Origin of the sequence: Klebsiella sp. B345 (genome assembly GCF_051131735.1) — a bacterium.
In the GTDB taxonomy this organism is placed as follows: domain Bacteria; phylum Pseudomonadota; class Gammaproteobacteria; order Enterobacterales; family Enterobacteriaceae; genus Klebsiella.
In genome coordinates this window covers 4,023,506-4,048,443 of record NZ_CP180443.1, presented here as the reverse complement: position 1 = coordinate 4,048,443, position 24,938 = coordinate 4,023,506, and the positions used below count along the sequence as shown (strand labels likewise).

Annotated in this window: 25 protein-coding genes, 1 tRNA gene and 2 pseudogenes; 15 read left to right on the top strand and 13 right to left on the bottom strand. The window is 57.2% G+C overall.

Going from position 1 to position 24,938, the window contains the following annotated elements:
• Nucleotides 1–103: 103 nt before the first annotated feature.
• Nucleotides 104–280 carry a hypothetical protein gene (locus ACMYSO_RS19020; protein ID WP_434586231.1) on the bottom strand — a complete coding sequence of 59 codons (177 nt, stop codon included), beginning with the start codon at nt 278–280 and terminating at the stop codon, nt 104–106.
• A 273-nt stretch (nt 281–553) separates the two neighbouring features.
• Between ACMYSO_RS19020 and ACMYSO_RS19015 the strand changes: the two genes are divergently transcribed.
• From ACMYSO_RS19015 to phnE (ACMYSO_RS18980), 8 genes are all read left to right on the top strand, one after another.
• Complete coding sequence (locus tag ACMYSO_RS19015; RefSeq protein ID WP_434666810.1) at nt 554–1,363, top strand: ABC transporter substrate-binding protein; 810 nt, start codon at nt 554–556, stop codon at nt 1,361–1,363.
• Between the two features lies 1 nt (nt 1,364).
• Nucleotides 1,365–2,183 carry an amino acid ABC transporter ATP-binding protein gene (locus ACMYSO_RS19010; protein ID WP_434666807.1) on the top strand — a complete coding sequence of 273 codons (819 nt, stop codon included), beginning with the start codon at nt 1,365–1,367 and terminating at the stop codon, nt 2,181–2,183.
• Nucleotides 2,180–2,932, top strand: coding sequence for an amino acid ABC transporter permease (locus tag ACMYSO_RS19005; RefSeq protein ID WP_434666804.1), 753 nt, complete (start codon nt 2,180–2,182; stop codon nt 2,930–2,932). Before ACMYSO_RS19010 ends, ACMYSO_RS19005 begins: the two co-directional genes overlap by 4 nt.
• Nucleotides 2,922–3,620, top strand: a complete 699-nt coding sequence (locus ACMYSO_RS19000; protein ID WP_434666801.1) for an amino acid ABC transporter permease — start codon at nt 2,922–2,924, stop codon at nt 3,618–3,620. The genes ACMYSO_RS19005 and ACMYSO_RS19000 overlap by 11 nt, the downstream gene beginning before the upstream one ends.
• 177 nt (nt 3,621–3,797) lie before the next feature.
• Nucleotides 3,798–4,640 carry a phosphonate ABC transporter ATP-binding protein gene (gene phnC, locus ACMYSO_RS18995; protein WP_434666798.1) on the top strand — a complete coding sequence of 281 codons (843 nt, stop codon included), beginning with the start codon at nt 3,798–3,800 and terminating at the stop codon, nt 4,638–4,640.
• Between the two features lie 23 nt (nt 4,641–4,663).
• Nucleotides 4,664–5,605, top strand: a complete 942-nt coding sequence (phnD, locus tag ACMYSO_RS18990) for a phosphonate ABC transporter substrate-binding protein (protein ID WP_434586237.1) — start codon at nt 4,664–4,666, stop codon at nt 5,603–5,605.
• A gap of 67 nt (nt 5,606–5,672) precedes the next feature.
• Nucleotides 5,673–6,545, top strand: coding sequence for a phosphonate ABC transporter, permease protein PhnE (phnE, locus tag ACMYSO_RS18985; protein WP_434670841.1), 873 nt, complete (start codon nt 5,673–5,675; stop codon nt 6,543–6,545).
• Nucleotides 6,542–7,423: a phosphonate ABC transporter, permease protein PhnE gene (gene phnE, locus ACMYSO_RS18980; protein WP_434666795.1), complete on the top strand. Its 882-nt coding sequence runs from the start codon at nt 6,542–6,544 to the stop codon at nt 7,421–7,423. The genes phnE (ACMYSO_RS18985) and phnE (ACMYSO_RS18980) overlap by 4 nt, the downstream gene beginning before the upstream one ends.
• 41 nt (nt 7,424–7,464) lie before the next feature.
• Here phnE (ACMYSO_RS18980) and ACMYSO_RS18975 read toward each other — a convergent pair whose 3' ends face one another.
• The 4 genes from ACMYSO_RS18975 to ACMYSO_RS18960 all read right to left on the bottom strand — a co-directional run bounded on the left by ACMYSO_RS18975 (nt 7,465) and on the right by ACMYSO_RS18960 (nt 12,435).
• The gene (locus tag ACMYSO_RS18975) at nt 7,465–8,127 is read right to left on the bottom strand and encodes an HAD family hydrolase (protein ID WP_434666792.1); all 663 of its coding nucleotides are present in this window, start codon (nt 8,125–8,127) and stop codon (nt 7,465–7,467) included.
• A gap of 187 nt (nt 8,128–8,314) precedes the next feature.
• Nucleotides 8,315–10,102 (bottom strand): aryl-sulfate sulfotransferase, encoded by a 1,788-nt coding sequence (locus tag ACMYSO_RS18970; RefSeq protein ID WP_434666789.1) that lies wholly within the window; start codon nt 10,100–10,102, stop codon nt 8,315–8,317.
• A 24-nt stretch (nt 10,103–10,126) separates the two neighbouring features.
• On the bottom strand, nt 10,127–10,870 hold the full coding sequence (locus tag ACMYSO_RS18965) for an ABC transporter ATP-binding protein (RefSeq protein ID WP_434666786.1): 744 nt from the start codon (nt 10,868–10,870) through the stop codon (nt 10,127–10,129).
• Nucleotides 10,867–12,435 carry an ABC transporter permease gene (locus ACMYSO_RS18960; RefSeq protein ID WP_434666784.1) on the bottom strand — a complete coding sequence of 523 codons (1,569 nt, stop codon included), beginning with the start codon at nt 12,433–12,435 and terminating at the stop codon, nt 10,867–10,869. The genes ACMYSO_RS18965 and ACMYSO_RS18960 overlap by 4 nt, the downstream gene beginning before the upstream one ends.
• A gap of 221 nt (nt 12,436–12,656) precedes the next feature.
• On the opposite strand from ACMYSO_RS18960, the gene ACMYSO_RS18955 reads away from it, so the two are divergent.
• Nucleotides 12,657–13,724 carry an ABC transporter substrate-binding protein gene (locus tag ACMYSO_RS18955; protein ID WP_434666781.1) on the top strand — a complete coding sequence of 356 codons (1,068 nt, stop codon included), beginning with the start codon at nt 12,657–12,659 and terminating at the stop codon, nt 13,722–13,724.
• Here ACMYSO_RS18955 and ACMYSO_RS18950 read toward each other — a convergent pair.
• Nucleotides 13,721–14,665 (bottom strand): LysR family transcriptional regulator, encoded by a 945-nt coding sequence (locus tag ACMYSO_RS18950; RefSeq protein ID WP_434666778.1) that lies wholly within the window; start codon nt 14,663–14,665, stop codon nt 13,721–13,723. The two genes, ACMYSO_RS18955 and ACMYSO_RS18950, sit on opposite strands and share 4 nt — an antisense overlap.
• 341 nt (nt 14,666–15,006) lie before the next feature.
• Between ACMYSO_RS18950 and ACMYSO_RS18945 the strand changes: the two genes are divergently transcribed.
• Nucleotides 15,007–15,573 carry an NlpC/P60 family protein gene (locus ACMYSO_RS18945; protein ID WP_434666775.1) on the top strand — a complete coding sequence of 189 codons (567 nt, stop codon included), beginning with the start codon at nt 15,007–15,009 and terminating at the stop codon, nt 15,571–15,573.
• Nucleotides 15,574–15,653: 80 nt separating this feature from the next.
• Here ACMYSO_RS18945 and phoE read toward each other — a convergent pair whose 3' ends face one another.
• Nucleotides 15,654–16,706, bottom strand: a complete 1,053-nt coding sequence (phoE, locus tag ACMYSO_RS18940; RefSeq protein ID WP_434666772.1) for a phosphoporin PhoE — start codon at nt 16,704–16,706, stop codon at nt 15,654–15,656.
• A gap of 289 nt (nt 16,707–16,995) precedes the next feature.
• Here phoE and proB point away from each other — a divergent pair, with 289 nt between their 5' ends.
• The 3 genes from proB to ACMYSO_RS18925 all read left to right on the top strand — a co-directional run bounded on the left by proB (nt 16,996) and on the right by ACMYSO_RS18925 (nt 19,553).
• Entirely contained in the window at nt 16,996–18,099 is a 1,104-nt protein-coding gene (gene proB, locus ACMYSO_RS18935; protein ID WP_434666770.1) for a glutamate 5-kinase, read from the top strand.
• 10 nt (nt 18,100–18,109) lie between these two features.
• Entirely contained in the window at nt 18,110–19,363 is a 1,254-nt protein-coding gene (gene proA / locus ACMYSO_RS18930; RefSeq protein ID WP_434666767.1) for a glutamate-5-semialdehyde dehydrogenase, read from the top strand.
• A gap of 114 nt (nt 19,364–19,477) precedes the next feature.
• Nucleotides 19,478–19,553 (top strand) — tRNA-Thr (locus ACMYSO_RS18925).
• A 142-nt stretch (nt 19,554–19,695) separates the two neighbouring features.
• Here the strand turns inward: ACMYSO_RS18925 and ACMYSO_RS18920 are convergent.
• Together ACMYSO_RS18920 and ACMYSO_RS18915 are read right to left on the bottom strand one after the other, a co-directional pair.
• A pseudogene (locus tag ACMYSO_RS18920) lies at nt 19,696–20,115 on the bottom strand (nickel/cobalt efflux transporter); the annotation flags it as partial.
• A 315-nt stretch (nt 20,116–20,430) separates the two neighbouring features.
• A pseudogene (locus tag ACMYSO_RS18915) lies at nt 20,431–20,817 on the bottom strand (nickel/cobalt efflux transporter); the annotation flags it as partial.
• A gap of 120 nt (nt 20,818–20,937) precedes the next feature.
• Between ACMYSO_RS18915 and rcnR the strand changes: the two are divergent.
• Complete coding sequence (gene rcnR / locus ACMYSO_RS18910) at nt 20,938–21,210, top strand: Ni(II)/Co(II)-binding transcriptional repressor RcnR (RefSeq protein WP_434586248.1); 273 nt, start codon at nt 20,938–20,940, stop codon at nt 21,208–21,210.
• Between the two features lie 55 nt (nt 21,211–21,265).
• Here rcnR and ACMYSO_RS18905 read toward each other — a convergent pair whose 3' ends face one another.
• The 3 genes from ACMYSO_RS18905 to ACMYSO_RS18895 all read right to left on the bottom strand — a co-directional run bounded on the left by ACMYSO_RS18905 (nt 21,266) and on the right by ACMYSO_RS18895 (nt 22,854).
• Nucleotides 21,266–21,604: a helix-turn-helix domain-containing protein gene (locus ACMYSO_RS18905; protein WP_434666764.1), complete on the bottom strand. Its 339-nt coding sequence runs from the start codon at nt 21,602–21,604 to the stop codon at nt 21,266–21,268.
• A gap of 56 nt (nt 21,605–21,660) precedes the next feature.
• Nucleotides 21,661–21,912, bottom strand: coding sequence for a DUF1471 domain-containing protein (locus tag ACMYSO_RS18900; RefSeq protein ID WP_434666761.1), 252 nt, complete (start codon nt 21,910–21,912; stop codon nt 21,661–21,663).
• A gap of 144 nt (nt 21,913–22,056) precedes the next feature.
• The gene (locus ACMYSO_RS18895; RefSeq protein WP_434666758.1) at nt 22,057–22,854 is read right to left on the bottom strand and encodes an SDR family oxidoreductase; all 798 of its coding nucleotides are present in this window, start codon (nt 22,852–22,854) and stop codon (nt 22,057–22,059) included.
• A 150-nt stretch (nt 22,855–23,004) separates the two neighbouring features.
• On the opposite strand from ACMYSO_RS18895, the gene ACMYSO_RS18890 reads away from it, so the two are divergent.
• Nucleotides 23,005–23,898 carry a LysR family transcriptional regulator gene (locus ACMYSO_RS18890; protein WP_434666755.1) on the top strand — a complete coding sequence of 298 codons (894 nt, stop codon included), beginning with the start codon at nt 23,005–23,007 and terminating at the stop codon, nt 23,896–23,898.
• A gap of 45 nt (nt 23,899–23,943) precedes the next feature.
• Here the strand turns inward: ACMYSO_RS18890 and ACMYSO_RS18885 are convergent, their stop codons facing one another.
• Nucleotides 23,944–24,933, bottom strand: coding sequence for an aldo/keto reductase (locus ACMYSO_RS18885; RefSeq protein WP_434666752.1), 990 nt, complete (start codon nt 24,931–24,933; stop codon nt 23,944–23,946).
• Between the last annotated feature and the right edge of the window lie 5 nt (nt 24,934–24,938).

Sequence of the window (24,938 nt, the reverse complement as noted above, 5' to 3'; positions counted from 1 at the left end):
CTGCTGGCGGCTGCGGCTTGGGTCCCGTTTACCGCAACCGCCAGTAGCCTCGCGCTACACAAAGCACACCTCATTCCAATAGGCTTCACGCGTCCTGCGTCGCTCAGTATGTTTTATCATGACGGAACCACCCGGTTTCAACATTCGCGATATCCACGCCGTACAGGCTGGCGACCGGCAATATTGCCTCCATCATGCGTTGGGTATCCTGCTGCCCGGCTTCACCGTTAGATAAAAACGCCAGCCAGCCCGTGATCCGTTGCCATAGTGCTACTTTCATTTTTCCTCCGTTGGGGCGCAAAGTGTCTGACGTTATTTCAACCACAGACGACGCCGGGCGGGAAATATCAATTCCGGATTACGATTCCCAAAAGACGCAAATTACCTACCTTCCCGTCGCCCGGAAGCTGGTACATAGCTGGCGCAAAGATACCCATGATTTCCTTATGTGTATTTCGATATAAATAAGCATTTTTTCTTCTTTGCCCGGTCCGGTGAATCTGTGGGAGCGTAATAGCCACAACATAAAAACAGGGATTCAGGGGAATAGATTATGCGCATGGCAAAAACAACACTCGCGTTAGCACTGGGGATTCTGGCACTGACCGCTCAGGCCCAGGCGGACCAGTTGGCCGATATCAAGGCCGCAGGCGTGGTCAAAGTCGCCACTTTTGATGCCAACCCGCCATTTGGCTCGGTTGATCCAAAAACCCACCAGCTGGTGGGCTATGACGTCGATTTTGCCAAAGCGTTGGCAACGTCGCTGGGGGTAAAACTGGAACTGGTCGCCACTAACCCGGCCAACCGTATTCCGCTGCTGCAGTCCGGCAAGGCTGACCTGATCGTCGCCGACATCACTATCACCCCGGAACGCGCTCAGGTGATTGATTTCTCAACACCGTATTTTGTTACCGGCCAGCAGTTCCTCGTGCCGGTCAAATCGCCAGACCAGCTCGACAGCTACAGCAAGGCGCGGATCGGCGCGGTCAAAGGCACCACCGGCGAACAGGCGCTGCACCAACGTTTCCCGCAGTCGCGAGTGCTCTCCTATGACGATATTCCACTGGCGCTGACCGCGCTGCGCAACGGCAACGTCCAGGCCATTACCCAGGACAGCACCATTCTGGCCGGTTTACTGGCAGAGGCCCCGGACAAAGCCAGCTTTAAAATCATCCCCGACCTGCTGAGCAAAGAGGAGATTGGCGTGGGGGTTAAAAAAGGCGAACCTGCGCTGCTGAAGGCGGTCAACGACGAGCTGGTGAAGCTGGAGCAATCCGGCCAGGCGGCAAAAATCTATGATGTCTGGTTTGGCCCTGCCACCAAAACCCCACAGCCGCGCGCGTTTACCATAGAAGCGAAATAATATGTTATCGGGTCTGTTTTCACGCTCCGCGGCTTCGGCCGCGGATTTTTCGCATTTGCAGCGCGCCAGTATCGAATTTCGCCAGGCGGCCAAACGCTACGGCGACCATCAGGTCCTCAACGGGATCGACCTGCAGATTGAGCCAGGTGAAGTGGTGGCGATCCTTGGTCCGTCAGGATCGGGGAAATCAACCCTGATCCGCCTGATCAACCAGCTCGAATCCCTCAGCGACGGTGAGATCCTGATCGACGGAAAACCCACCCGCCAGCTGACGAACAGCGCCCTGCGCCAGCTGCGCAGCCGCGTCGGCTTTGTGTTTCAGCAGTTCAATCTCTATGCCCATCTGACGGCACAGGAAAATATCACCCTCGCGCTGGAGCGCGTCCACGGCTGGCAGAAAAATGCCGCCCACGGGCGGGCGCTGGAGCTGCTGCACCAGGTCGGGCTGGAAGATAAGGCGCAACATATGCCCTCTCAGCTCTCCGGCGGCCAGCAGCAGCGCGTCGCTATCGCCCGGGCGCTCGCCTCATCGCCGCAAATTATCCTCTTCGATGAGCCAACCTCGGCGCTCGATCCGGAAATGATTGGCGAAGTGTTGCTGGTCATGAAGCAGCTGGCCCACAGCGGCATCACCATGGTGGTGGTGACCCACGAGATGCAGTTTGCCCGCGATATTGCCGACCGGGTGGTGTTTATCGACGGCGGCGATATTCTCGAAGTGGCGCCTCCGGCGGACTTTTTTGCCCGGCCCCAGCACGCCCGCACCCGGCGCTTTCTGCAAAAGGTGCTTGATCCGCTACACCAGGAGAGTCTCGAATGACCCCGCTACTCGACTGGCACGGCGTGCTGAGCGGGCAGCCGCTACAGTGGATTATTTCCGGTTTTCTCACCACCCTGTGGGTCAGCGTCGCCGGTATCCTGCTGGCCACATTGCTGGCCATTGTGCTGCTGGCCCTGCGTTTAGGCGGTGGGCGAACCGGGCGTGGCCTGGTGGCCTGCTGGGTTTCGCTGTTTCGCAACACCCCGCTGCTGGTGCAGCTACTGTTCTGGTATTTCGCCGCCTGGAACCTGCTGCCGCTGGCGGTGCGGGATTTCATTAATGCCGACCACGCCTGGTCCATTCTGCCGGGCAACGTCTGGTGGCTGACGCCGGAGTTTCTCTGCTCCATGTGGGGGCTGGGGGTGTTTACCTCGGCGTTTTTGGTAGAAGAGATTGCCTCCGGGCTACGTGCCGTCAGCCACGGCCAGCGGGAAGCGGCCCTCGCGCAGGGCTTTACGCCATGGAGCGAACTGCGCCATATCCTGCTGCCGCAGGGGCTGAGCAACGCCTGGCAGCCGATCGTCGGCCAGTATCTGAACCTGATGAAGCTCTCGTCGCTCGCCAGCGGCATCGGCTTTGCTGAACTGACCTACCAGGTACGGCAAATCGAGAGCTATAACGCTCACGCGCTGGAGGCTTTTGCCGTCGGCACGGCGCTGTATCTGGCGCTCGGGGTGATCATGGGGATGGTGCTGACGCGTCTCGGTCCGGGCAAAACGTCGCTCAGGAGCCTGTCGCATGAACGCTAATCTGGCGGTGATCGCCGATAACCTCGATTACCTGTTGTGGGGACGACTGGCGGAAGGCATTCCCGGCGGCGTCGCCCTGACGCTGATGATGGCGATTGGCGCGGCGGCGCTGGCGCTCCCCCTCGGCATTGTGCTGGCCGGAGCCGCCTGGCGTTACGGCGGCGTGGTGCGTCGGGTGCTGTTTCTGTGGGCCGAGCTGATCCGCGGTATTCCGCTAATTTTCGTTATTTTCTGGCTATGGTATCTGCTGCCGATGCTCACCGGGAGCGACCTGCCCGGCGCGGTAACGGTGACCCTCGCATTGGCGTGGTTTACCGCCGCGTCAGTAATGCATTCGGTACTGGCCGGCCTGCAGTCGTTACCCGCCGGGCAGCCTGAAGCCGCCCGCAGCCAGGGCTTTTCGGCCGGGCAAACGCTGCGCTTTATCCTCCTACCCCAGGCGCTACGTAACGTGCAGCCGTCGCTGGTGGGGATTTTTATCAACCTGCTGAAAGACACGTCGCTGGCGTTTATCGTTAACGTCCCGGAGCTGACCACCGTCGCCGGTCAGGTCAACAACCGGGTACAGATCTACCCGCTGGCGATTTTTGTCTTCACCGGCGTGGTCTACTATCTGCTGTGCTGTGGCCTGAGCCTGCTGGCCAACCGCCGCTTTACCCGGCGCCACGCCCGCGGCCAGGCCGCCTGACGGGCCGTCTGTCTGGCCCTGGTATCCTGCGCCAGGGCCAATTTCTTCCTGCCGGTTTCGCCGTCCGTGCTCACGCAATTACCGCGCCGTTCACCATTCTTTCGCCTTACCGTCATATAACGATCACATAAAACACCATTAATAGTGCCCAGTTTAATGACGAATCTGGACACTGTGATGAATAGTTCTCTTGCCATGGTCAGCGACAGCGATTATCCGCCAGCGGGTCAGCCGGATAGCGCCCGGCAGCGGAAAGTCTTAAGCGTGCGCAACCTGAATAAGTCTTACAGCGCGCAGCAAACCGTGCTGGCTGACATCAGTTTCGATCTCCATGCCGGTGAACTGGTGGGGGTGATCGGCCGCTCTGGCGCCGGGAAATCCACCCTGCTGCATGTGCTGAACGGCACCCACAGCGCCACCAGCGGCGAGATCCTCAGCTACCCGGAAGTGGGCATGCCCCACGATGTGGCGAAGCTGACGGGCCGGGCGTTAAACGCCTGGCGCAGCGAATGCGGCATGATTTTCCAGGACTTTTGCCTGGTGCCACGCCTCGACGTGCTGACCAACGTGCTGCTGGGCCGCCTGAGCCAGACCTCAACGCTGAAATCCCTGTTTAAGATCTTCCCTGACGCCGACCGGGCGCGCGCCATTTCGCTGCTGGAGTGGATGAACATGCTGCCCCACGCGCTACAGCGTGCAGAAAATCTCTCCGGCGGCCAGATGCAACGCGTCGCCATCTGCCGCGCGCTGATGCAGAACCCTGGCATTTTACTGGCCGACGAGCCGGTTGCCTCTCTCGATCCTAAAAATACGCAGCGCATCATGAACGTCCTGCGCGAAATCAGCGAACAGGGCATCAGCGTGATGGTGAACCTGCATTCGGTGGAGCTGGTGAAAGAGTATTGCACGCGGGTTATTGGCGTGGCGAAGGGCAACATTATTTTTGACGACCATCCTTCACGGCTGACGCAGGACATTCTGCATCAGCTGTACGGGGATGAAATTAGCCAATTGCATTAATTGCCACTCACACGGACAACATAATGAAACAATACATCACTGGTGCAGTTCGTTTATCCGCAGCGGTTGCGGGAATAATGATGGCGTGGCAGGCAGGTGCTGCGGAACAGCCAAAAGAATTAAATCTGGGGATCCTTGGGGGCCAGAACGCCACCCAGCAAATTGGTGATAACCAGTGCGTCAAACAGTTCCTCGATAAAGAGCTGAACGTCGATACTAAATTACGTAACTCTTCCGACTATTCCGGCGTTATCCAGGGTCTGCTGGGCGGTAAAGTTGACGTGGTGCTGAGCATGTCGCCTTCGTCCTACGCTTCCGTTTATATCAATAACCCGAAAGCGGTCGATATTGTCGGGATCGCCGTGGATGATAAAGATCAGTCCCGCGGCTACCACTCAGTGGTGATCGTGAAAGCCGACAGCCCGTACAAAACGTTAGACGATCTGAAAGGCAAAGCGTTTGGCTTCGCTGACCCGGACTCCACTTCCGGCTTCCTGATCCCGAACCACGCCTTTAAACAGAAATTCGGCGGCACGTCAGATGATAAATACAAAAACTTCTTCTCCAGCGTCACCTTCTCCGGCGGCCACGAGCAGGACATTCTCGGCGTTCTCAACGGCCAGTTCGCAGGGGCGGTCACCTGGACCTCGATGGTCGGCGACTACAACAGCGGCTACAGCGTTGGCGCCTTTAACCGCCTGATTCGTATGGATCATCCCGATCTGATGAAGCAGATCCGCATCATCTGGCAATCGCCGCTAATCCCCAACGGCCCGATCCTGGTCAGCAATGCGCTGCCGGCTGATTTCAAAGCCAAAGTGGTCACCGCGATCAAAAAACTGGATACCGAAGACCACGCCTGCTTTATCAAAGCCATGGGCGGTACCCAGCATATCGGCCCGGGCAGCGTGGCCGATTTCCAGCAGATTATCGATATGAAACGCGAGCTGGTGAGCGCGCGTTAATCCCGCCCCCACGCCGCCTCCGCGACCACCAGCGTGAGGCGGCGGCATGCTGAAGACCCATCGACGTATGAATATATCGAACACAGAATTTGAACGTTATTACCAGCAGGTACGGTCGCGGCAAAAGCGTGATACCTTTGGCTGGTCCCTGCTGTTACTGGTGCTCTACTTCGCTGCCGGCAGCGCCGCTGAATTTAATCTCTTCACCATCTGGCACTCGCTGCCGAATTTTCTCGATTACATGTATGAGACGCTGCCGACGCTCCATATCAGCACCCTGTTTGCCGACGCCCACACCAAAGGCTCGCTGGCCTATTGGGGCTACCGGCTGCCAATTCAGCTGCCGCTGATCTGGGAAACCTTACAGCTGTCGCTGGCCTCGACGCTGGTCGCAGTAGCCATCGCCACCCTGCTGGCGTTTCTTGCCGCCAACAATGCCTGGTCACCGCCGCCGGTGCGCTTTGCCATCCGCGTAGTGGTGGCCTTTTTACGCACCATGCCGGAGCTGGCGTGGGCGGTGATTTTCGTGATGGCCTTCGGCATTGGCGCAATTCCCGGCTTTCTGGCGCTGATGCTGCACACCGTCGGCAGCCTGACCAAACTGTTTTACGAAGCAGTGGAAAGCGCCCAGGACAAGCCGGTTCGAGGGCTACTGGCGTGCGGCGCCTCGCCGATACAGCGGATCCGTTTTGCATTGTGGCCGCAGGTTAAACCGATCTTTCTCTCCTACGGTTTTATGCGCCTGGAGATTAACTTCCGCTCGTCCACCATTCTTGGGCTGGTGGGCGCCGGCGGGATCGGTCAGGAACTGATGACCAATATCAAACTGGATCGTTACGATCAGGTCAGCATCACGCTGCTGCTGATTATCATCGTGGTGTCGCTGCTGGATATGCTGTCCGGCCGCCTGCGACAGTGGGTTCTCGAGGGGAAAAAATGAGTCAATGGCAAAACCAACCGGATGTAGCCGCCAGCCGCCGGCAGCACCGGCAGTTGTATCGGGCTCAGGGGAGTTATTTGCGTTTCGTCGGGCTGTTGACGCTGGCGAGCGTGCTCTATTACATCTGGTTCTTTATGCAGTTCGGTATCAGCAGCGAGCAGCTGGCGACCGGGCTGCAGCAAATCAGCCGTTATCTGCTGCGGATGTTTGTCTGGCATGATTTCTGGAACTGGCCCTTCCGCTACTACTTCACGCAAATCGGCATCACGCTGGCGATTGTCTTCGTCGGCACCCTGACCGCCACGGTGATTGCCCTGTTGCTCTCTTTCCTCGCGGCGCGCAACATCATGCGCGGGCTTATCCCCGGCTTTATCGCCCTGCTGATGCGCCGTCTGTTTGACGTCCTGCGCGGTATTGATATGGCTATCTGGGGGCTGATTTTTGTGCGCGCCGTGGGGCTCGGGCCACTGGCCGGGGTACTGGCGATTATCATGCAGGATACCGGTCTGCTCGGGCGACTGTACGCCGAAGGGCATGAAGCGGTCGATCGTTCACCCGGACGCGGGCTGACCGCCGTGGGCGCTAACGGCCTGCAAAAACATCGCTTCGGCATTTTTACCCAGTCGTTCCCGACGTTTCTGGCGCTGAGCCTGTATCAGATTGAGTCGAATACCCGTTCCGCCGCGGTGTTAGGTTTCGTCGGCGCCGGCGGTATCGGCCTGATTTATGCGGAAAATATGCGCCTGTGGAACTGGGACGTGGTGATGTTTATTACCCTGTTGCTGGTCGCGGTGGTGATGGCGATGGATACGCTCTCCGCGTGGCTGCGCCGCCGGTATATTGGCGGCAGCGTGGTACCGCTATTTAAAGCTGATTAGCGTTTCCCGGAGGCGGCGCAATGCGCCGTCTCCGGGATAAATCACAGTCGCCACTCCAGCACCGGCCACTGGTGCCGGGCATTTTCCGCCACCAGTTGCGGGCAGGGATTGACCAGCCGGACATGGTCGGCATGCAGGCACAGCGGCAGGTCGTTAATCGAATCGGTGTAGAAGGTCACCTCACCCGAATATTCTGGATGGGCCTGTTGCCACGCCGCCAGCCGCACCACTTTCCCCTGTTGATAGCTCGGCGTGCCGGCAATCACGCCGCTGTAGCCGCCGTCGGCCATCTCCACATCGATACCCAGCGCCTGCTCAATCCCCAATGCCTGCGCCACCGCGTGAACCAGTAGACTCACCGAGGCCGAAATCACCAGCATCTGTTCGCCCTGTGCGCGTAAGGTTTGCAGGAGATCCCACGCCTGCGGGTAGACCCGCGGCATAATGTCTTCGCGCACGCAGCGGGCCACCAGCGCGTCAACCTCTGCCTGCGGCACGCCGATCAGCGGCGCCTGCAGTAACGCAACATAGTCGGCGATATTCATCTCACCACGATCGTAATCGTCCATCAGCAGGGTTTCCCGCGCCAGATATGCCGGATCGCTCACCCAACCTTCCCGTACCAGAAAGCGGCTCCAGACCGTGCTGCTGTCGCCCTTAATCAAGGTATTATCCAGGTCGAAAATCGTCAGATTGTTGGACATGATGCACTTTCCCTACTCAGCAAAAATTGGCTCGCCAGAGCATGCTTAACGAAGATGACAGGAGAATGACTCGCCTGTACGTAGGGCAAAGGGTAGCAAAACGAACGGCAAAACGGTCACATTTGCCAGACGGCGGTCCGCCACGATCGCGGGCCGCCCTGCTCTGTCTGCGCCTGACGCGCCAGACTTACAGTACCGCGCTCTGCAGCCAGTTAATCAGGCTGTCCACGGACGGGTCCGCCGGGGCCCGCGCCGTCGGCTTGCCGGATTTCAGCACCAGCAGCGCAGGCAACCCGCGAACGCCAAGCTGTTGCGCCAGCGCCTGATGGCGATCGGCATCGAGGTAACGCGTCTCAAGAGGCGCAATCTGGTCGGCGAGCGTCTCATGGCTCAGCCGTTGCCACAGCTTACGGCAGTGAACGCAACGCTCGGCCCCGACAAACAGCAGGATCGGATGCTCGCCAGCCAGTTCACTTGGCGTGCTCACAGGCACAAAGCGGCTCTCGGCAACGCGGAACAGTTTCGGGCTGCGTAACAGGGTATCGTTGTCGGTTGCTACACACAGCGCATCGGCGCTTTTACTGTAGGGTTGCACGCCGGCAACGCGCACCACGCTCTGGGCAGGACCCGCCGCCGCCGCGCCGGGCTGGCGCAGGGTGCGCACATCCACCGCCGCGATCGCGGTTTCTGCCGGCGGCGCCAGCTGCGGGATCCAGTGGTACGGAATCCGATAGGCGCGGTAAACCATATTGTTATTTAACGTTTTTCCCCAGAACGGCGAGATGTATTCCCAGACGATGTCATGATCGCGGGTGACTTCAAAGACACGTCCGTTGGAGCCTTCGTTAATCAAGGTATTGCCGTTTTCGAGGCGCTGCATGTTGCTGATATAAGGGCTATAGAAGCGGTACGAATCGGTCGGCTGCGGAAGATCCGCTTCATACGGCGAATAGCGCCATTCGATATCGAGCGTCACTGGGTTGATCTCGAGGATCCGCGAATAGTCGCGCCAGGCATTTTTCACGCCGTCCGCCGACGCCGGATTGGGGGCGCCGTATCCAGCCCAGCCGCCGTTATCGAAGATCAGAATATTGCCGGCACCCGGCAAGCCCTGGGGGATCATATGCGCATGGTGCTGGCCGATAATCCAGCCCAGGTGTTTCAGCTCCGGCTTGCTGTAGTCCGGCCCCAGTTGCCAGACAATCCGCCCGCTTTGTTTGTCGATGATGGCAATGATATTGGATTCCCGCGCATCCCAGATGATGTTGTCGGGATGGAAGCGCGTATCGCCGCCGTCATACCATTTGTTGGGCCCCAGCGCCGACATCGAGTTAATGTGCATCCAGTCGCCCATGCCGCCGCCGCTGGCGCGCATATTGGGGTTATTGCGTAGCGCCGTCCGCGCCGCCTCGTCAAAGCCCAGCTCGTGAAAATGATCGCTGCATCGCCATTCCCATACCACGTTGCCCTGCCAGTCGACTTCGATGATGGTGTCATCCAACAACGGCTTGTCGGAAATCGCCTCGTTGACCAGGTTGGTATGGGCAAGAATTAAGGTATTACCGCCCTCCACCTGTGGCTCCAGCCCAGGCGCGTAATAGCCCACTGGGTTCCCCGCCCGCTGGTAATCATGGTGCGCACGCGCCATCCAGCGCGGCGGATGACCAGGGTCGCTGACCTGCTCATAGCGCTCAAATCGCCAGGTAATATTGCCTTCCCAGTCCACCTGAATCAGATCGAGCATATCCTGCATGCCGTAACGGGGATCGCGCTCGCCGCTGTGGCCAAGGATCGCCCCACCGGGCAGGATTTTATTCGGAAAGCCATGTAGCTCAGGCCATTCGCGGACCACGTTGCCGTTCATGTCCACCAGCACCGCACCATGTTCGGTCGCCTGGAAAACGGTATAGCCGCTCCACGCTCGCTGCGGATCGTAAAGCGTGGCCCCGGTCGGGTAGACGGAAGGATGTCCCATGTTGTCACTCCTTAAATAGTCAAATCAGGCAGTAGTAATCAATGTACGAATCTGGCGGCAGGCGGCAGTGAAGCCCGCCTCGTCGCGCTGACGGGGATGCGGTAGCGCCAGCGTCACCACTTCACGGATCCGCCCCGGGCGCGGCGAGAGCACCACCACCCGGTCGGCCAGCGCCACGGCCTCTTCCACATCGTGAGTCACCAGCAACGTGGTGGTCCCCGCCTGCCGGTGAATGCGCAGCAGCTCCTGCTGCAAGGTGTGGCGTGTCAGGGCATCCAGCGCGCCGAAGGGTTCATCAAGCATCAGAATTTGCGGACGTGCGATCAGCCCGCGGGCAATCGCGACCCGCTGGGCCATACCGCCGGAAAGCTGCGCCGGCAGCGCATCAGCGAACTCTGTTAGCTGAACGCGCGTCAGCATCTCCAGCGCGCGCTGGCGCTTCTCCGCCCGGCTTAGCGCTTCATCCGCCAGGCCAAGCATTACGTTGTCGATAACCTTCAGCCAGGGAAACAGCCGCGGCTCCTGAAACACGATGCCGCGATCTTTTCCTGGCCCAACCACCGGCTGACCGTTCACGCGGATCTCCCCCTGCGTGACCGGTTCAAGGCCAATCAGCATCCGCAGCAGCGTCGATTTACCGCATCCGCTGCTGCCGACCAGCGCCACCAGCTCGCCGGCGGCAATATCGAGGCTAAAATTGTGTAGCGCCGTCACCTGTTGCCAGGATTTACGCACGTGGTGAAAAGAGACCAAAGTCGATGCGGTCATCGTTGCTCCTGTTGGCGCCAGCGGGTGGCGCGAAATTCCAGTAAACGTCCGGCTTTATCCAGCGCCGCCCCGGTGAGGCCAATCAGCACCATCCCGCAAAGGATGGTCGGCATATCAAGCAGCTGCTGCGCATTGATCATCAGGCTGCCGATGCCGGTCCCGGAGGACATGAAATATTCCGCACCGATATTGCCAAGCCACGCGTAGATCAAAGCCAGACGCAGGCCGGCAAAGATCCCCGGCGCGGCTCCCGGCAGAATCAGCTGCCGCAAGCGGGTTACAGCGCCAAAACGTAATACCCTGGCCACGTCGTCGAGCTGCGGATCGCGCTGACCGACGGCCTGTAACGTACTGAAGAACATGGGAAAGAAAGCCGCCAGCGCAATGAATACGATTTTGCCGCCGTTGTCGTTACCCACCCATGCCGTCAGCAGGGGCAGCCAGGCAAACAACGCGATATGGCGCAGGACGTTCAGCGTCGGGGTGAATATCTGTCCGGCGCGCGGGCGTAAGGCCAGCAGCAATCCGCACAGCAGCCCGGCAGCAATCCCCAGCGCACCGCCGGCACAGGCCCGCCCCAGGCTTGCCAGCATCGCCGCGGTCAACTCACCACTGAGCATCCCTGCAAGCGCGCGCTGCGCCACCGCCAGCGGCGATGAGAATAAAGTGGTATCAAGCCATCCCCACTGGCTGGCCAGTTGCCACAGCACCAGCAGCATTAACGGCAGCTGAAACGCCTGCCAGCTGGCCTGCGGTTTCCAGGCCAGCCGCCCGGTCGCAGGCTGCGGCCAGAATACCAGCCGGGTGTAGAGACGGTTGGTCGCCCATTCCATCAGCAAGCCGCTGAGGCCTACTACCGCAATGGTGACGAAGACGATATCCAGCTGAAACAGCTGACGGCCCCAGACCATCAGGTAGCCGATGCCCTCGGAAGAGGCCAGTAGCTCAACCACAATCAACGAGACCCAGGCCTGGGAAAGCGCCAGCCGCAGGCCAGTGAACCAGCCCGGCAGGCTCGCGGGGATCACCAGCCAACGCAGGCGCTGCCAGCGGGAGAAGTTCATCACCTGCGCCGCTTCCCCCAACGTTAACGGCACGCTGGTCACCGCCTGCTGGGTGTTGATGGTCATCGGCACGATGGTGGTTTTGACTATAACCGCCAGCTTCAGGCCGTTATCAATACCAAACAGCACCATAAACAGCGGGATCCAACCGAGGGTCGGGATCTGCGCCAGCGCATAAAACAGCGGCTCAATGCGTCGGGCGGCGCCCGGCACCAGGCCAAACAGCGCCCCCAGCAGAGTGCCCGCTATCACCCCCAGCAGCAGCCCGCTCGCCAGGTGCTGAAGGCTGACGCCCCATTGTCCAATCAGATCGCTCCCCAGCAGCGACAGCGCGGTATCTGCCACCACCGCCGGCGCAGGTAGAATTTGTTCCGGCATCCAGTGCCCGGTGGCGGCGAGGTACCACAACCCCAACACCAGCGCGGGCAGCAGCCAGGGCCAACCGTTCAGACTGAAGGTGGGCCAGAAAAATCTGCGTCTTTTCATGAGAATCAGCGACATAACGGTCCACATGTTGTGAAATCATGTGGCTATAAAAACGTGTTATGCCGTCTATCACCATTGCGTTTGTTGAATAATCCCGATGCAGAAAATGCATCTCAGCCTGGCGGCTACGCGGACCGTGATTTAGCTTTTTTTTACCTTTGCTCTGCCAATAAAAGCATTTAACAGCAGGCGGTTAGCCTCTTTAGGGTGAGAAAAAAACTCAGGAGCCATCCTTTATGATGAAAGCATTTTTTATCCGTACCGCCGTCGCGATGGCCGCCGTCATCGCCCTGGTCGCCAGCGTACAGGCCGACAGCCTGCGCACCATTCGTATCGGCGTGCCGGATCAGAGCGCCGGCAGCAAACCGTTTATTGAAGGCCCGGTCGGCATGGCGTTTATCCGCCATCAGCTGGAAGCGGTGTTTAAACCGCAGGGCATAGAGGTGCAGTGGCAGTTTTTTAAAGGGGCGGGGCCGGCGGTGAATGAAGCGCTGGCGAACCGCCAGCTCGATTTTGTCTATCTCGGCGACCTGGCGGCGATAATCGGCAAGGCCAACGGCCTCCCGACGCGCCTGCTGCTGGGCAGCCGGGGTTCTGATTCTTACCTCGCGGCGACCACGGCATCAGGAATTAAACAGCTGGCGGATCTGCGCGGTAAGCGCGTGGCGGTCTATCGCGGGACGGCGGACCAGCTGGCCTTCGACCGGGCGCTGCAAACCGTCGGGCTTAACGAACGCAGTATGCAGGTCATCAACCTTGACTGGAGTGCCGGGAAAGCCGCGCTGGCGGCCGGCCGTGTTGATGCGGTATGGGGCGGCGTTTCACTGCTGGCGCTGCGTGGCGATAAGATTAACGTGGTGGTGAAGAGCGGCGATTCAGGCCGCCAGAACACAACCCAGGCGGGCTTCCTTGGCACCCAGGCGTTTATCCAGGCCTGGCCGCAGGCTACCCAGCAAATTATTGACGTGCTGGTGAAAAACGCTGCCGAAATCAGCGATCCGGCCAATCGCGAGGCCTGGTCGGCGGAGATGGCGCAGCAGAGCCAGATCCCACAGGCGCTGTTCCTTGAAGATCTGCGCCCGGAGGATCTCAACTTTACCACCTCGCCGCGGATCGATCCTTTCCTCACCGACAGCTTCAGCAGCAGCGTCGAGCAGGCCAAATCGGGCCGATTGATCCGCAACAGCGTTGAGATCAACCAGTGGGTAGACGGCCAGTTTGTCGAGCAGGCCCTGAAGGCGCAACAGCTGGAAAATCACTGGCCGCAGTACGATGCGAAAGGCCAGGCGGTACACGCCGGTTAAGCCCCCTCCTCCTGCGCCAGCAGCGCGATCTGATGCTGGCGGTCGGTGTGCAGGATAATATCGATCAGCGCGTCCACCAGCGGTAAGCGGGCGGCGTGTACCGGAGAAATAATGGCAAACCGGGTCTGCATCAACCGCCACTCTTCAGGAAGGTCGCTGAGCTCCAGCCTCACCAGGCGATGGCTGTGCTGGCACAGAGCAAAGCCATCCTCACTGGCAAAGCTGATAGCCTGAGTCGCCGCCAGCGTCGATAGCAGCGCATAAATGTGATCGCACTGGATCGTCGGCGTGAAATCCTGCTGCTGGCTGAGGGTCGCCAGCACTTTTCTGACGCCCGGCGGCAGGTACGGCGCGGCAAAGGGGTAGCGCAGCATCTCCTGAATGGAGACCGGCCCCCGGCGGGCCAGAGGATGATCGGCATGGCAGACGAAGAAACAACGTTGTGGGCTAAGCGGCTGAACCCGCAGCTGCGGATCCAGCTCGGCGTGCCAGCTATCGGCGACCACGAAAGGATACTGCTGGGTGGTCAGCGCGTGATGCAGGGCAAACCAGTTATCGACCTGAAACCGCACTCTGGCCTGCGGCAGACGACGATGAAACGCCCCGATGGCCGCCGGGATCAGGCGCGCCGCGGGAGCTGGCCCGCAGCCGAACGCCACTTCACCGCTCTGGTCGTCATCCGCTTCGCACAGCAGGCTGCTGAGCTCAACGTTAAGCTCCTGGAAACGGCGAGCGTAAGGCAATAGCTTTTGTCCGTGCAGCGTCAGCGTTGGCAGTTTACTTTGCCGGTCGAATAACGGATGGCCTACGCTCTGCTCCAGCGCCTGAATGCTGCGGCTGAACGCCGATTGCGACAGGCATACCGCTTCTGCGGCGCGGTGAAAGCTGCCATATTCAACCAACGCCACAAAGTTGCGCAGTTGGCGAAAATCCAGATGCATAAGTTAGCCTCTTAAGTTCCCTGAACGAACAAAGTACTGGACGCCAGCCCCGCCACGCAATGGCGGGATGATGAGGATCTTTCACCTGCCCCACCGCCGGAAGATAAAGTTAAATAAGATGAGTCTTATTATTTTTCACTCAATATGGTTTCAGCGTGAAATTGTTTATTAATAAACAACAACACGGTTCGCTCCCGGATATTTAATCAAAATGTTAAAAAACAGGAATATGGTGATTTTCCCTACGTAAGGTTTCGTAAATTTTTAACTAACCCTTTCTGGCGATATGGAGAATACGCTATAAAAGACGACGGTCGATCCCCTGACATGAAAATAATGATATGAAGCCTAAACTGTCCCTTGTTTTATTATTTATTCCTTTTTTGATTTTGGCAGGATGTTCATCGTCATCTAAAAAACCACCTAAAACCACGGCCCACCATCACTATGAGCCGATCGATAGCGGATCGGACGATCTGATCCCGGTCGTCGCGGCTCTGCACGATCAAATGCACACCTGGGACGGTACACCGTATGAATGGGGCGGCACGGCACAAAGCGGCGTCGACTGTTCAGGCTTCGTCTGGCGCACGCTCAAAGACCGTTTCAATTTACCGATGGAGCGCGTGACCACCGGCGATCTGCTGCATATGGGCGTTCGCGTGAGCCGCCAGCAGCTGCGCCCGGGGGACCTGGTGTTCTTCCGGATCCACGGCGGGATGCACGTCGGGTTCTACGATACGGAGCACAATTTCCTGCACGCCTCAAGCAGCCAGGGAGTGATGCGCTCTTCATTAGATAACCCGTACTGGAACTCGGTATTCTATCAGGCGCGCCGCCTGCCGAAAGAGTATAACGCGCAGGTCACCATGAATAGCGACCCTCAGCATCTGGCAAAAAATCATTAATTGCCCGCCATAAAAAAACCGCAGCCTGATGGCTGCGGTTTGTATTTCTGCCTCGCTCATCCCTACGGGAGAGCGTCTCATCAGAACTGGTAAGTCATCCCCAGCGCCACGATGTCGTCATCGTTGATGCCGAGCTTATTATCGCTGTTCAGCTGGTTGATTTTATAATCAACAAAGGCGTTCATGTTTTTGTTGAAGTAATAGGTCAGGCCGACATCGATATAGTTGACCAGATCTTCGTTGCCGATACCTTCGATATCTTTGCCTTTCGACAGGACATAACCCAGGGACGGACGCAGACCGAAGTCGAACTGATACTGAGCCACCACTTCAAAGTTCTGCGCTTTGTTAGCAAAACCACCGCTGATTGGCGTCATCTTGCGGGTTTCAGAATACATGGTTGCCAGGTAGATATTGTTGGCGTCATATTTCAGGCCGGTAGCCCAGGCTTCGGCTTTGGAGCCTACGCCACGTGCCAGCAGGTTCTGGTCGTTGGTACGATCAGAGCTGGTGTAGGCCGCGCTGACGGCGAAATCACTGCCGCCAAAGTCATAGCTTAATGAGGTGCCGAAACCGTCGCCGTTCTGTTTCTTGGCGTCGCGATCTTCGTTTTTACCCTGATATTGCAAAGTCAGATCCAGACCGTCGATCACCCCGAAGAAGTCGGTATTGCGGTACGTTGCCAGGCCGCTGGAACGTTTGGTCATAAAGTTATCGGTCTGTGCGGAAGAGTCGCCGCCGAATTCCGGGAACATATCGGTCCAGGCTTCAACATCGTACAGGGCGCCGAGGTTACGACCGTAATCGAAAGAGCCGTAGTTTTTCAGTTTCACACCGGCAAACGCCAGACGGGTTTTCTGAGTGGAGTCGCTTTCTGTTTTGTTGCCGGAGAACTCAGATTCCCAGCGACCATAGCCGGTCAGCTGATCGTTGATCTGGGTTTCACCTTTAATACCGAAACGCACATAGGTCTGGTCGCCGTCTTTGCTGTCATAGTCACTGAAGTAGTGCATCGCTTTGATTTTGCCGTAGACGTCCAGCTTGTTACCGTCTTTATTATAAACTTCTGCTGCTTGTGTAGCGGAAGATGCGACAAAAGCCATCATCATTAATGCCAGTGAGCTCTTTTTCATTATTCAGTCCTGGTGATTTATTTATACGCGCTAATCAATTCCGGGCGAAGGCCCCGTGAAAACAGGAGGTTTTTTAACGCTCCGATATTAAAAATTTATGACAATGTGGAACTTTTTATAAAAAAGAGTATTTAGATGTTTCTGTCATAAATTCGTCATGAAGCATCGCCACAATGCCCGATCTTGCGCAATAAAGTGGTTCGCCCGACACGGCAAGTGTTGGCAAGCGGCGTGAGTCCTGTTAAAACATCAGCTCGATATCGATATTCCTTTTGAACGGCAGAGAATCATGAGTGATAGCCAGACGCTGGTGGTAAAACTGGGCACCAGTGTTTTAACAGGCGGATCCCGTCGCCTGAACCGCGCCCATATTGTCGAATTAGTGCGCCAGTGCGCGCAGCTGCACGCAATGGGCCACCGTATTGTCATCGTGACCTCCGGGGCCATTGCCGCCGGACGTGAGCATCTCGGCTACCCGGAACTGCCTGCGACCATTGCGTCAAAACAGCTTCTGGCGGCGGTAGGACAAAGCCGTCTGATCCAGCTGTGGGAACAGCTGTTTTCTATTTACGGTATTCACGTCGGCCAGATGCTGCTGACCCGCGCCGATATGGAAGACCGCGAGCGCTTCCTCAACGCCCGCGATACCCTGCGCGCGCTGCTGGATAACAATATTGTGCCGGTCATTAATGAGAATGACGCCGTGGCCACCGCTGAAATTAAAGTCGGCGACAATGACAATCTTTCCGCACTGGCGGCGATTCTGGCCGGTGCCGACAAACTGCTGCTGCTGACAGACCAGCCGGGGCTGTTTACCGCAGACCCGCGCAACAACCCGCAGGCAGAACTTATTAAAGACGTCTACGGCATTGATGACGCGCTGCGCGCCATTGCCGGCGATAGCGTTTCCGGTCTGGGAACCGGCGGAATGGGCACCAAGCTGCAGGCCGCCGACGTCGCCTGCCGTGCAGGTATCGACACCATTATTGCTGCCGGCAACCGCCCAGGAGTGATTGCCGATGTTATGGAGAGCGTGTCGGTCGGGACCCGTTTTCATGCGCAGGAATCACCGCTGGAGAACCGCAAACGCTGGATCTTTGGCGCCCCGCCGGCGGGTGAAATTACCGTCGATGCTGGTGCGACTCTGGCCATTCTGGAAAGAGGCAGCTCCCTGCTGCCAAAAGGGATCAAAACCGTGACGGGCAACTTCTCCCGTGGCGAGGTTATCCGCATTCGTAATAGCGAAGGTCGTGATATCGCCCACGGCGTCAGCCGTTACAACAGCGATGCGCTGCGCATGATTGCCGGGCAACACTCGCAGCAGATTGATGCCATTCTGGGCTATGAATACGGTCCGGTGGCGGTCCATCGTGACGATATGATCATCCGTTAAGGAGCTTCAAATGCTGGAACAAATGGGCATTGCTGCCAAAGCGGCCTCATACAAACTCGCGCAACTTTCCAGTCGTGAAAAGAATCAGGTTCTGGAAAAAATTGCCGATTATCTTGAAGCGCAGACCGACGAGATCCTGCACGCGAACGCGCAAGATCTGGCGGAAGCACGCGCGAATGGTTTGAGCGACGCCCTGCTCGACCGTCTGGCGCTCAACCCGGCACGATTAAGCGGGATCGCCAGCGATGTGCGCCAGGTCTGCAATCTGGCGGATCCGGTCGGCCAGGTCATCGACGGCGGTCTGCTGGATAGCGGGCTGCGGATCGAACGTCGTCGTGTCCCGTTGGGTGTGGTTGGCGTCATTTATGAAGCGCGTCCAAACGTCACCGTTGATGTCGCCTCCCTGTGCCTGAAAACCGGTAACGCGGCGATTCTGCGCGGCGGGAAAGAGACGTGGCGAACCAATGCCGCAACGGTGAAAGTGATTCAGCAGGCCCTGCAGGAGTGCGGATTACCGGCGGCGACCATCCAGGCCATTGAGAGCCCGGACCGTGCGCTGGTAGGTGAGATGCTGAAGATGGATAAGTATATCGACATGCTGATCCCGCGCGGCGGCGCTGGCCTGCACAAACTGTGCCGCGAGCAGTCGACGATTCCGGTGATCACCGGCGGCATCGGCGTGTGTCATATCTATATCGATGATTCTTCCGACATCACCGAGGCGCTTAAAATTATCGTCAACGCCAAGGTTCAACGCCCGAGCGCCTGTAACTCTGCCGAAACGCTGCTGGTGCATCAGGATATCGCCGGGCACTTCCTGCCGGCCCTCAGCCAACAGATGGCGGAGAGCGGCGTGACGCTGCATGCCGACGCCCTGTCGCTGCCGGTGCTGCAGACCGGTCCGGCAAGCGTCGAGCCGGTGCAAGCGGCGCAGTATGACGACGAGTATCTGTCGCTGGATCTGAACGTGAAAGTGGTTGCCGGCCTGGATGAAGCCATCGAGCACATCCGTGCGCATGGCACCCAGCACTCGGATGCCATCCTGACCCGTACCCTGAGCAACGCCAACCGTTTTATCAACGAAGTGGATTCCTCAGCGGTATATATCAACGCCTCGACTCGCTTCACCGACGGCGGCCAGTTTGGCCTCGGCGCGGAAGTGGCGGTCAGCACGCAGAAGCTGCACGCCCGCGGCCCGATGGGCCTGGAAGCGTTAACCACCTATAAGTGGATCGGTTTCGGCGACGATACGATTCGTGCTTAATGCTAAGCGGGTGATGCAAAAGTAGCCGTTTGATTCATAAGGCCATTGACGCGTCACCCACTTAGTTTTAACCTTTTACCCCGTGATTCGCCTGGCGATCACGTCCCTCTCAGGGCCGATATAGCTCAGTTGGTAGAGCAGCGCATTCGTAATGCGAAGGTCGTAGGTTCGACTCCTATTATCGGCACCATCACCTAAAAATATTTCAAATCAATTTAGTCGATACTCTTTCTTAACATGTGATTTTTTCGCAGTGATTCTGTCAGTAGCTGTTGCCGCTGTGGTTAATTGTTGGTACTGGCTAGTTCAAAGAAAAGAAGCCCGATCGGGCCTCAGCCAGAAATACCCACTAAACCATGAACGCCCATGTATAGCCCCACAAGTCCGATTAGGGCGCTTGAGACATAAGGTGCTCTCTTAGCAATGGTATTAAATCCACTCCAGCGTTTTGCGACCTGACGAACACTGACCGCAGCACCAACACCAACGGTCACTAAAGTCAAAGCAAGGCCAATGCTGAAACAGACGACCAGAGTGGCGCCGAGTGTTAATGCTTTAAGTTGAATGCAGATGAGCAACACGGTGATTGCCGCAGGACAAGGGATTAATCCACCCGTGAGGCCAAATAACAAAATCTGCCAGTTTGTGACGTCCTTTCCAGTAAAACGCCGCTTGATATCATTAGCATGAGCCAGTTCATGTGCATCCTGATACTCTTTAGAATTAACATCCAGGCCTTCCAAAGCCGAATGATCATGATCATGATCGTGACCATGCTCATGAAACGCCACGTCGTAATCATGGACATGACCCCGATGGCCTAGCGACAAGCAAACATCAAAGCTGTGCGGTTCAGGGATAGTCAATGCCGACTCTAAATACTCCCCTTTGTCTGCAAAATCAAAAACCTGTGAGAACGCCCCTTCCCCCCGATGTGTTACCAGAGAAACATCGTTAGCTTCCCATTTTCTGCCACTGAGAGTACGTAAGCGCCAGCGTGGAGATTGCCCTTCTTCGAAGATTGAAAGCTCTACGCTGCCATGTCCGGTATCAATAATCCGTAAGTCATCATGATGATGTTCCTCACCCTGCTGCATCTCTTCCAGCCAACCTCTTTCCCCTCGCCAGGTACGCCAGAACATCCAGAATGCAGTGCCAAGGATGATCACAGCAGAAACTAACTGTAACCACGGTTCGGCTGATTCTGCGGTGAATTTGTTACTGACATACATGCCGCCAAAAGCAATCAGCCACACGATGGCGGTGTGGGAAGCCGTTGCCGCCAGCCCAAGCATTACGGCCTGACGAACAGTGCCTTTAATCGCAATGATAAAAGCGGCCATCATGGTTTTTGAATGCCCAGGCTCCAGGCCATGAAGAGCACCCAATAAAATGGCGCTGGGAATAAAGAACCACGCATTGCCTTGTTGTAATAGTGATGTGAATTCGTTCATGAGAATAGTTCTTAGTTGCGGATTGACGGCCTGATTCTACTCCCCCCCAGTATCAAATACTACCCCCCAGTAGATCTTTAACTTTATACTCATCTGAAATCATTCTGAGGAGGGGCCACCATGTCTCATACAATCCGCGATAAACAAAAACTTCAAGCACGAGCAAGTAAGATCCAGGGCCAGGTCGTGGCACTGAAAAAGATGCTTGATGAGCCGCATGAATGTGCTGCCGTTCTCCAGCAAATCGCAGCGATACGTGGTGCGGTGAATGGCTTAATGCGGGAAGTGATTAAAGGTCATCTGACTGAACACATTGTTCATGAAAGTGATGAAGTAAAACGAGAAGACGACCTTGATATTGTGCTGAAGGTACTGGACTCCTACATCAAATAACGACTCAAAAACATGGTCAGATCGTTCAAAAGACGGTCTGGAATGTATCGTCCATTTAGCTCTGATATCGGTTCATATGTCTGTAACGCGAGGGCGGTAGACGATAATGCTGTGAAAATACCCGGGTAAAGGTCTGCTGCGAATCAAAACCATATTTGCAGGCAATATTGATAATCGCCTCATCGGTTTCCACTAAATCCTTTGCCGCCAGATTCAGTTTCTGCTCGCGGATATATTTCCCCAGACTGACGTTCATCACCTGAACAAAAACACGCTGAAGATGCCATTTAGAATATCCCGCACGGGCGGCAACATCTTCGATCTTCAGCGGTTGATGTATGTTCCGATCGATCCAGTCAGTAATTTCTTCGATGATATCTTCTGTTTTAAACATAGATGAGCACTCACGTTAGAGACACAACGATATCAGCCGAAGACGCCGTAAATCTGTTATTTGTAGATTTCGGCGACGCCGTGCAGACGATTATTACCGGTCGCCGACAGAATTTTATAAGTGCTGGCACCTTGCTTATCAGCCTTATGAGATAAGGCATCAGACAGCTCATCCAGCGTCATTGCATTGCTGGCAGAGACAACGCCGATTTTCTCTTTACCGGCGGCGTCATTCACCAACTGAGCCGCGCTGGCTACATTAAACAGGCCGGAACTAATAAGTACTGCGGAAATTAAGATCGCTTTCATAGCGGATACCTCGTTAAATAAAAAAGTGAAAGGGGATATATTCCGCCGCGTTTAAATTAAACGTCTCTGCGTCATTATTTACATCCTTGAAAACAGTATACGGCTCCCGCCTGTCGGAGACCTGACGAGCCCCTGACATCTTTGTCAGGAAAGTGATTTCACTTCATCGTATTGATTCAAAAAAGAATTTAGCTCACTAACAATCCCTGCTGGCTCCTCAGCAAGCGGCATATTGTCGATATCCAGAATGGCGTCGATATTTTTCGGCCGATCCGCCTCAAGCGCGGCGAACAGCGGGTTGAGATCCCCTTGCCCCTCTCCTTTCTCCGCCACCAGCTCAAAAGTTTTGTTTCTCGCCTCATCGCTGGTGAGCGCACAAACCAGCACCTGCGCAATTTGCGCCCGCGCAATCACGCCATCATCCGGCGTACCGGCATGGCGACGGTCGCCCTGCAGCATCACAAGCTGGTGCTCATCATCCTTGTTGTAATCAAACCAGCCCGGCCGGACGATGGTATACGGATGCCCGCTGGCCCGGACCAGACGCTCGGCGCGCCGTTTCCAGTCATGGACTTCGGTACGCTGATTCCAGCTGCTGAGCCGCTCGGTGACCCCAATGGTCGACATCAGAGCGATCCGCACCTGGGTTCCCTCCAGCAGGCGCAGGATATTTCGCACGCCGCCGTAATCAATCGCCCGGGCGCCGATACGCCCCTGGCCGTCGGAGCCGAGGGTAAAAATCACCGCATCAATCTCCTTCACCGCCTCAGCCAGCGTCTCAGGCAGCGCCACGTCGCCGTAGCACACCTCGGTCTGACGAGGTAACACCCGCACTTTCTGGCGGTTTCTGACCAATGCTCTGGGCTGATGGCCCATAGCGATGGCGGTCTCTACCACCGGGAGGCCGACGCTACCGGTCGCGCCTGCAATAAGAATTTTCATGGAACACCTTCTGTATTCAGTAACCAAATGACGTTAAAAACAGGATACCGCTTGCCATTATTCTCAGTAACCGGGCTAAAATGATTGCGTCTATGAACGGTCTTCATGAGTGCGACCAGCGGCTGACCGGGCTCAATAAGGAAATCGCCGATGCTTAAAGAGAACTTCAACGAACTACAAATCTTCCTGGCGGTGGCGAGGGAGCGGAGTTTCACCCGCGCGGCTAGCAAACTCGGCGTCTCACAATCCGCGCTCAGCCACGCCATCAAGGCGCTGGAAGCGCGTTTAAACCTGCGTCTGTTGACCCGAACCACCCGCAGCGTCTCCCCTACCGAGGCCGGTGAACGCATCATCGCCAGCCTGGAGCCACGCCTTGCCGAGCTTGAACAAGAGCTGGAGATGTTGCTGCAGTTGAACGGCACCGCGTCAGGCAATATCCGCCTGTCTGCGGGTGAACATGCCGTTCGCAGCCTGGTATGGCCAAAGCTGAAACCGTTTCTGCGGGAGTACCCGGAAATCAACGTTGAGCTGGTGGTGGATAACGGCTTCGTAGATATTGTGGACGGCCGTTTCGACGCCGGCGTGCGGCTGGGAGAAAGCGTCGATAAAGACATGATAGCCGTCAGAATTGGCCCGGATATGCGCATGGCAGTGGTGGCTTCCCCCGACTATTTTGCTGCCAACGGCACTCCGGAAACGCCCCATGATCTGCAGCATCACCGCTGTATTAATATGCGCCTGCCCACCGCGGGTGGCCTGTATCACTGGGAGTTTGAGCGCGAAGGTAAACCGCTGCGCGTGCGGGTTGAGGGACAGCTGACTTTTAACCTGCTGTCAGAAAGGATTGATGCGGCACAGTCCGGCTTTGGCATCGCCTGCGTGCCGGAAGATGTGATTGCGGAGTCGGTCCGTTCCGGCGCGTTGGCTCAGGTGCTGGAGACGTGGTGCCCCACTTTCCCCGGCTACTACCTCTACTACCCCAGCCGAAAACAGCATCCGCCAGCGTTCGCGCTGATGATTGATGCACTGCGCTATAACGAGTAACGATTGCGATTAACGGGCCGACGGCTATCCGCCAGCCCGCTACGGTTATCGTCCCACTCGCGCCTGCATCTCTGCGGGATAGCGCTCACCAATCACCTTCACGGTATCGAGCGCCTGGGTAATCTGCTGCAAATCCGCCGACGAAAGGACAACATCTGCCGCCCCCAGGTTCTCCTCCAGACGATGCAGTTTGGTGGTCCCCGGGATCGGCACTATCCACGGTTTTTGCGCCAGCAGCCAGGCCAGTGCGATTTGCGCCGACGTCACGCCTTTCTCCGCGGCCAACTCACCGAGTAACGCAATCAGCCGTTCGTTCGCCGCGATTGCCTCAGCGGCAAAGCGCGGCACTTTACTGCGGAAATCATCGGCCCCGAAGGTCGCCCCTGGCTTAATGGCGCCGGTCAGGAACCCCTTACCTAGCGGGCTGAAGGGTACAAACCCGATCCCCAGCTCCTCCAGCAGCGGTAAAATTGCCTGCTCAGGCTCGCGCCACCACATCGAATATTCGCTTTGCAGCGCGGCAACCGGCTGGACGGCATGCGCCCGGCGAATGGTCTCAACCCCGGCTTCTGACAGGCCAAAGTGCTTAACCTTGCCTTCCGCGATCAGCATTTTTACGGTGCCGGCGACGTCCTCGATCGGCACATCCGGATCAACCCGGTGCTGATAGAGCAGATCGATGACATCCGTTTTAAGGCGGCGTAGCGAGCCCTCGACCGCCGCGCGAATATGTTCCGGACGGCTGTTGAGGATCTGCTGCTTATTGTCGTCGCCGAAGGTAAAGCCAAATTTGGTGGCGATCACCACCTGGTCGCGAAACGGTTTCAGGGCTTCGCCAACCACCTCTTCGTTCAGATACGGACCGTAGACTTCCGCGGTGTCAAAAAAGGTCACACCGCGCGCCACGGCAGCACGGATCAGTTCAATCGACTGACGGGTATCCGTCGCCGGGCCGTAGCCATAGCTGAGCCCCATACACCCCAAACCCAGAGCCGAGACTTCAAGACCTGATTGACCAAGAGAACGTTTTTGCATGTGCC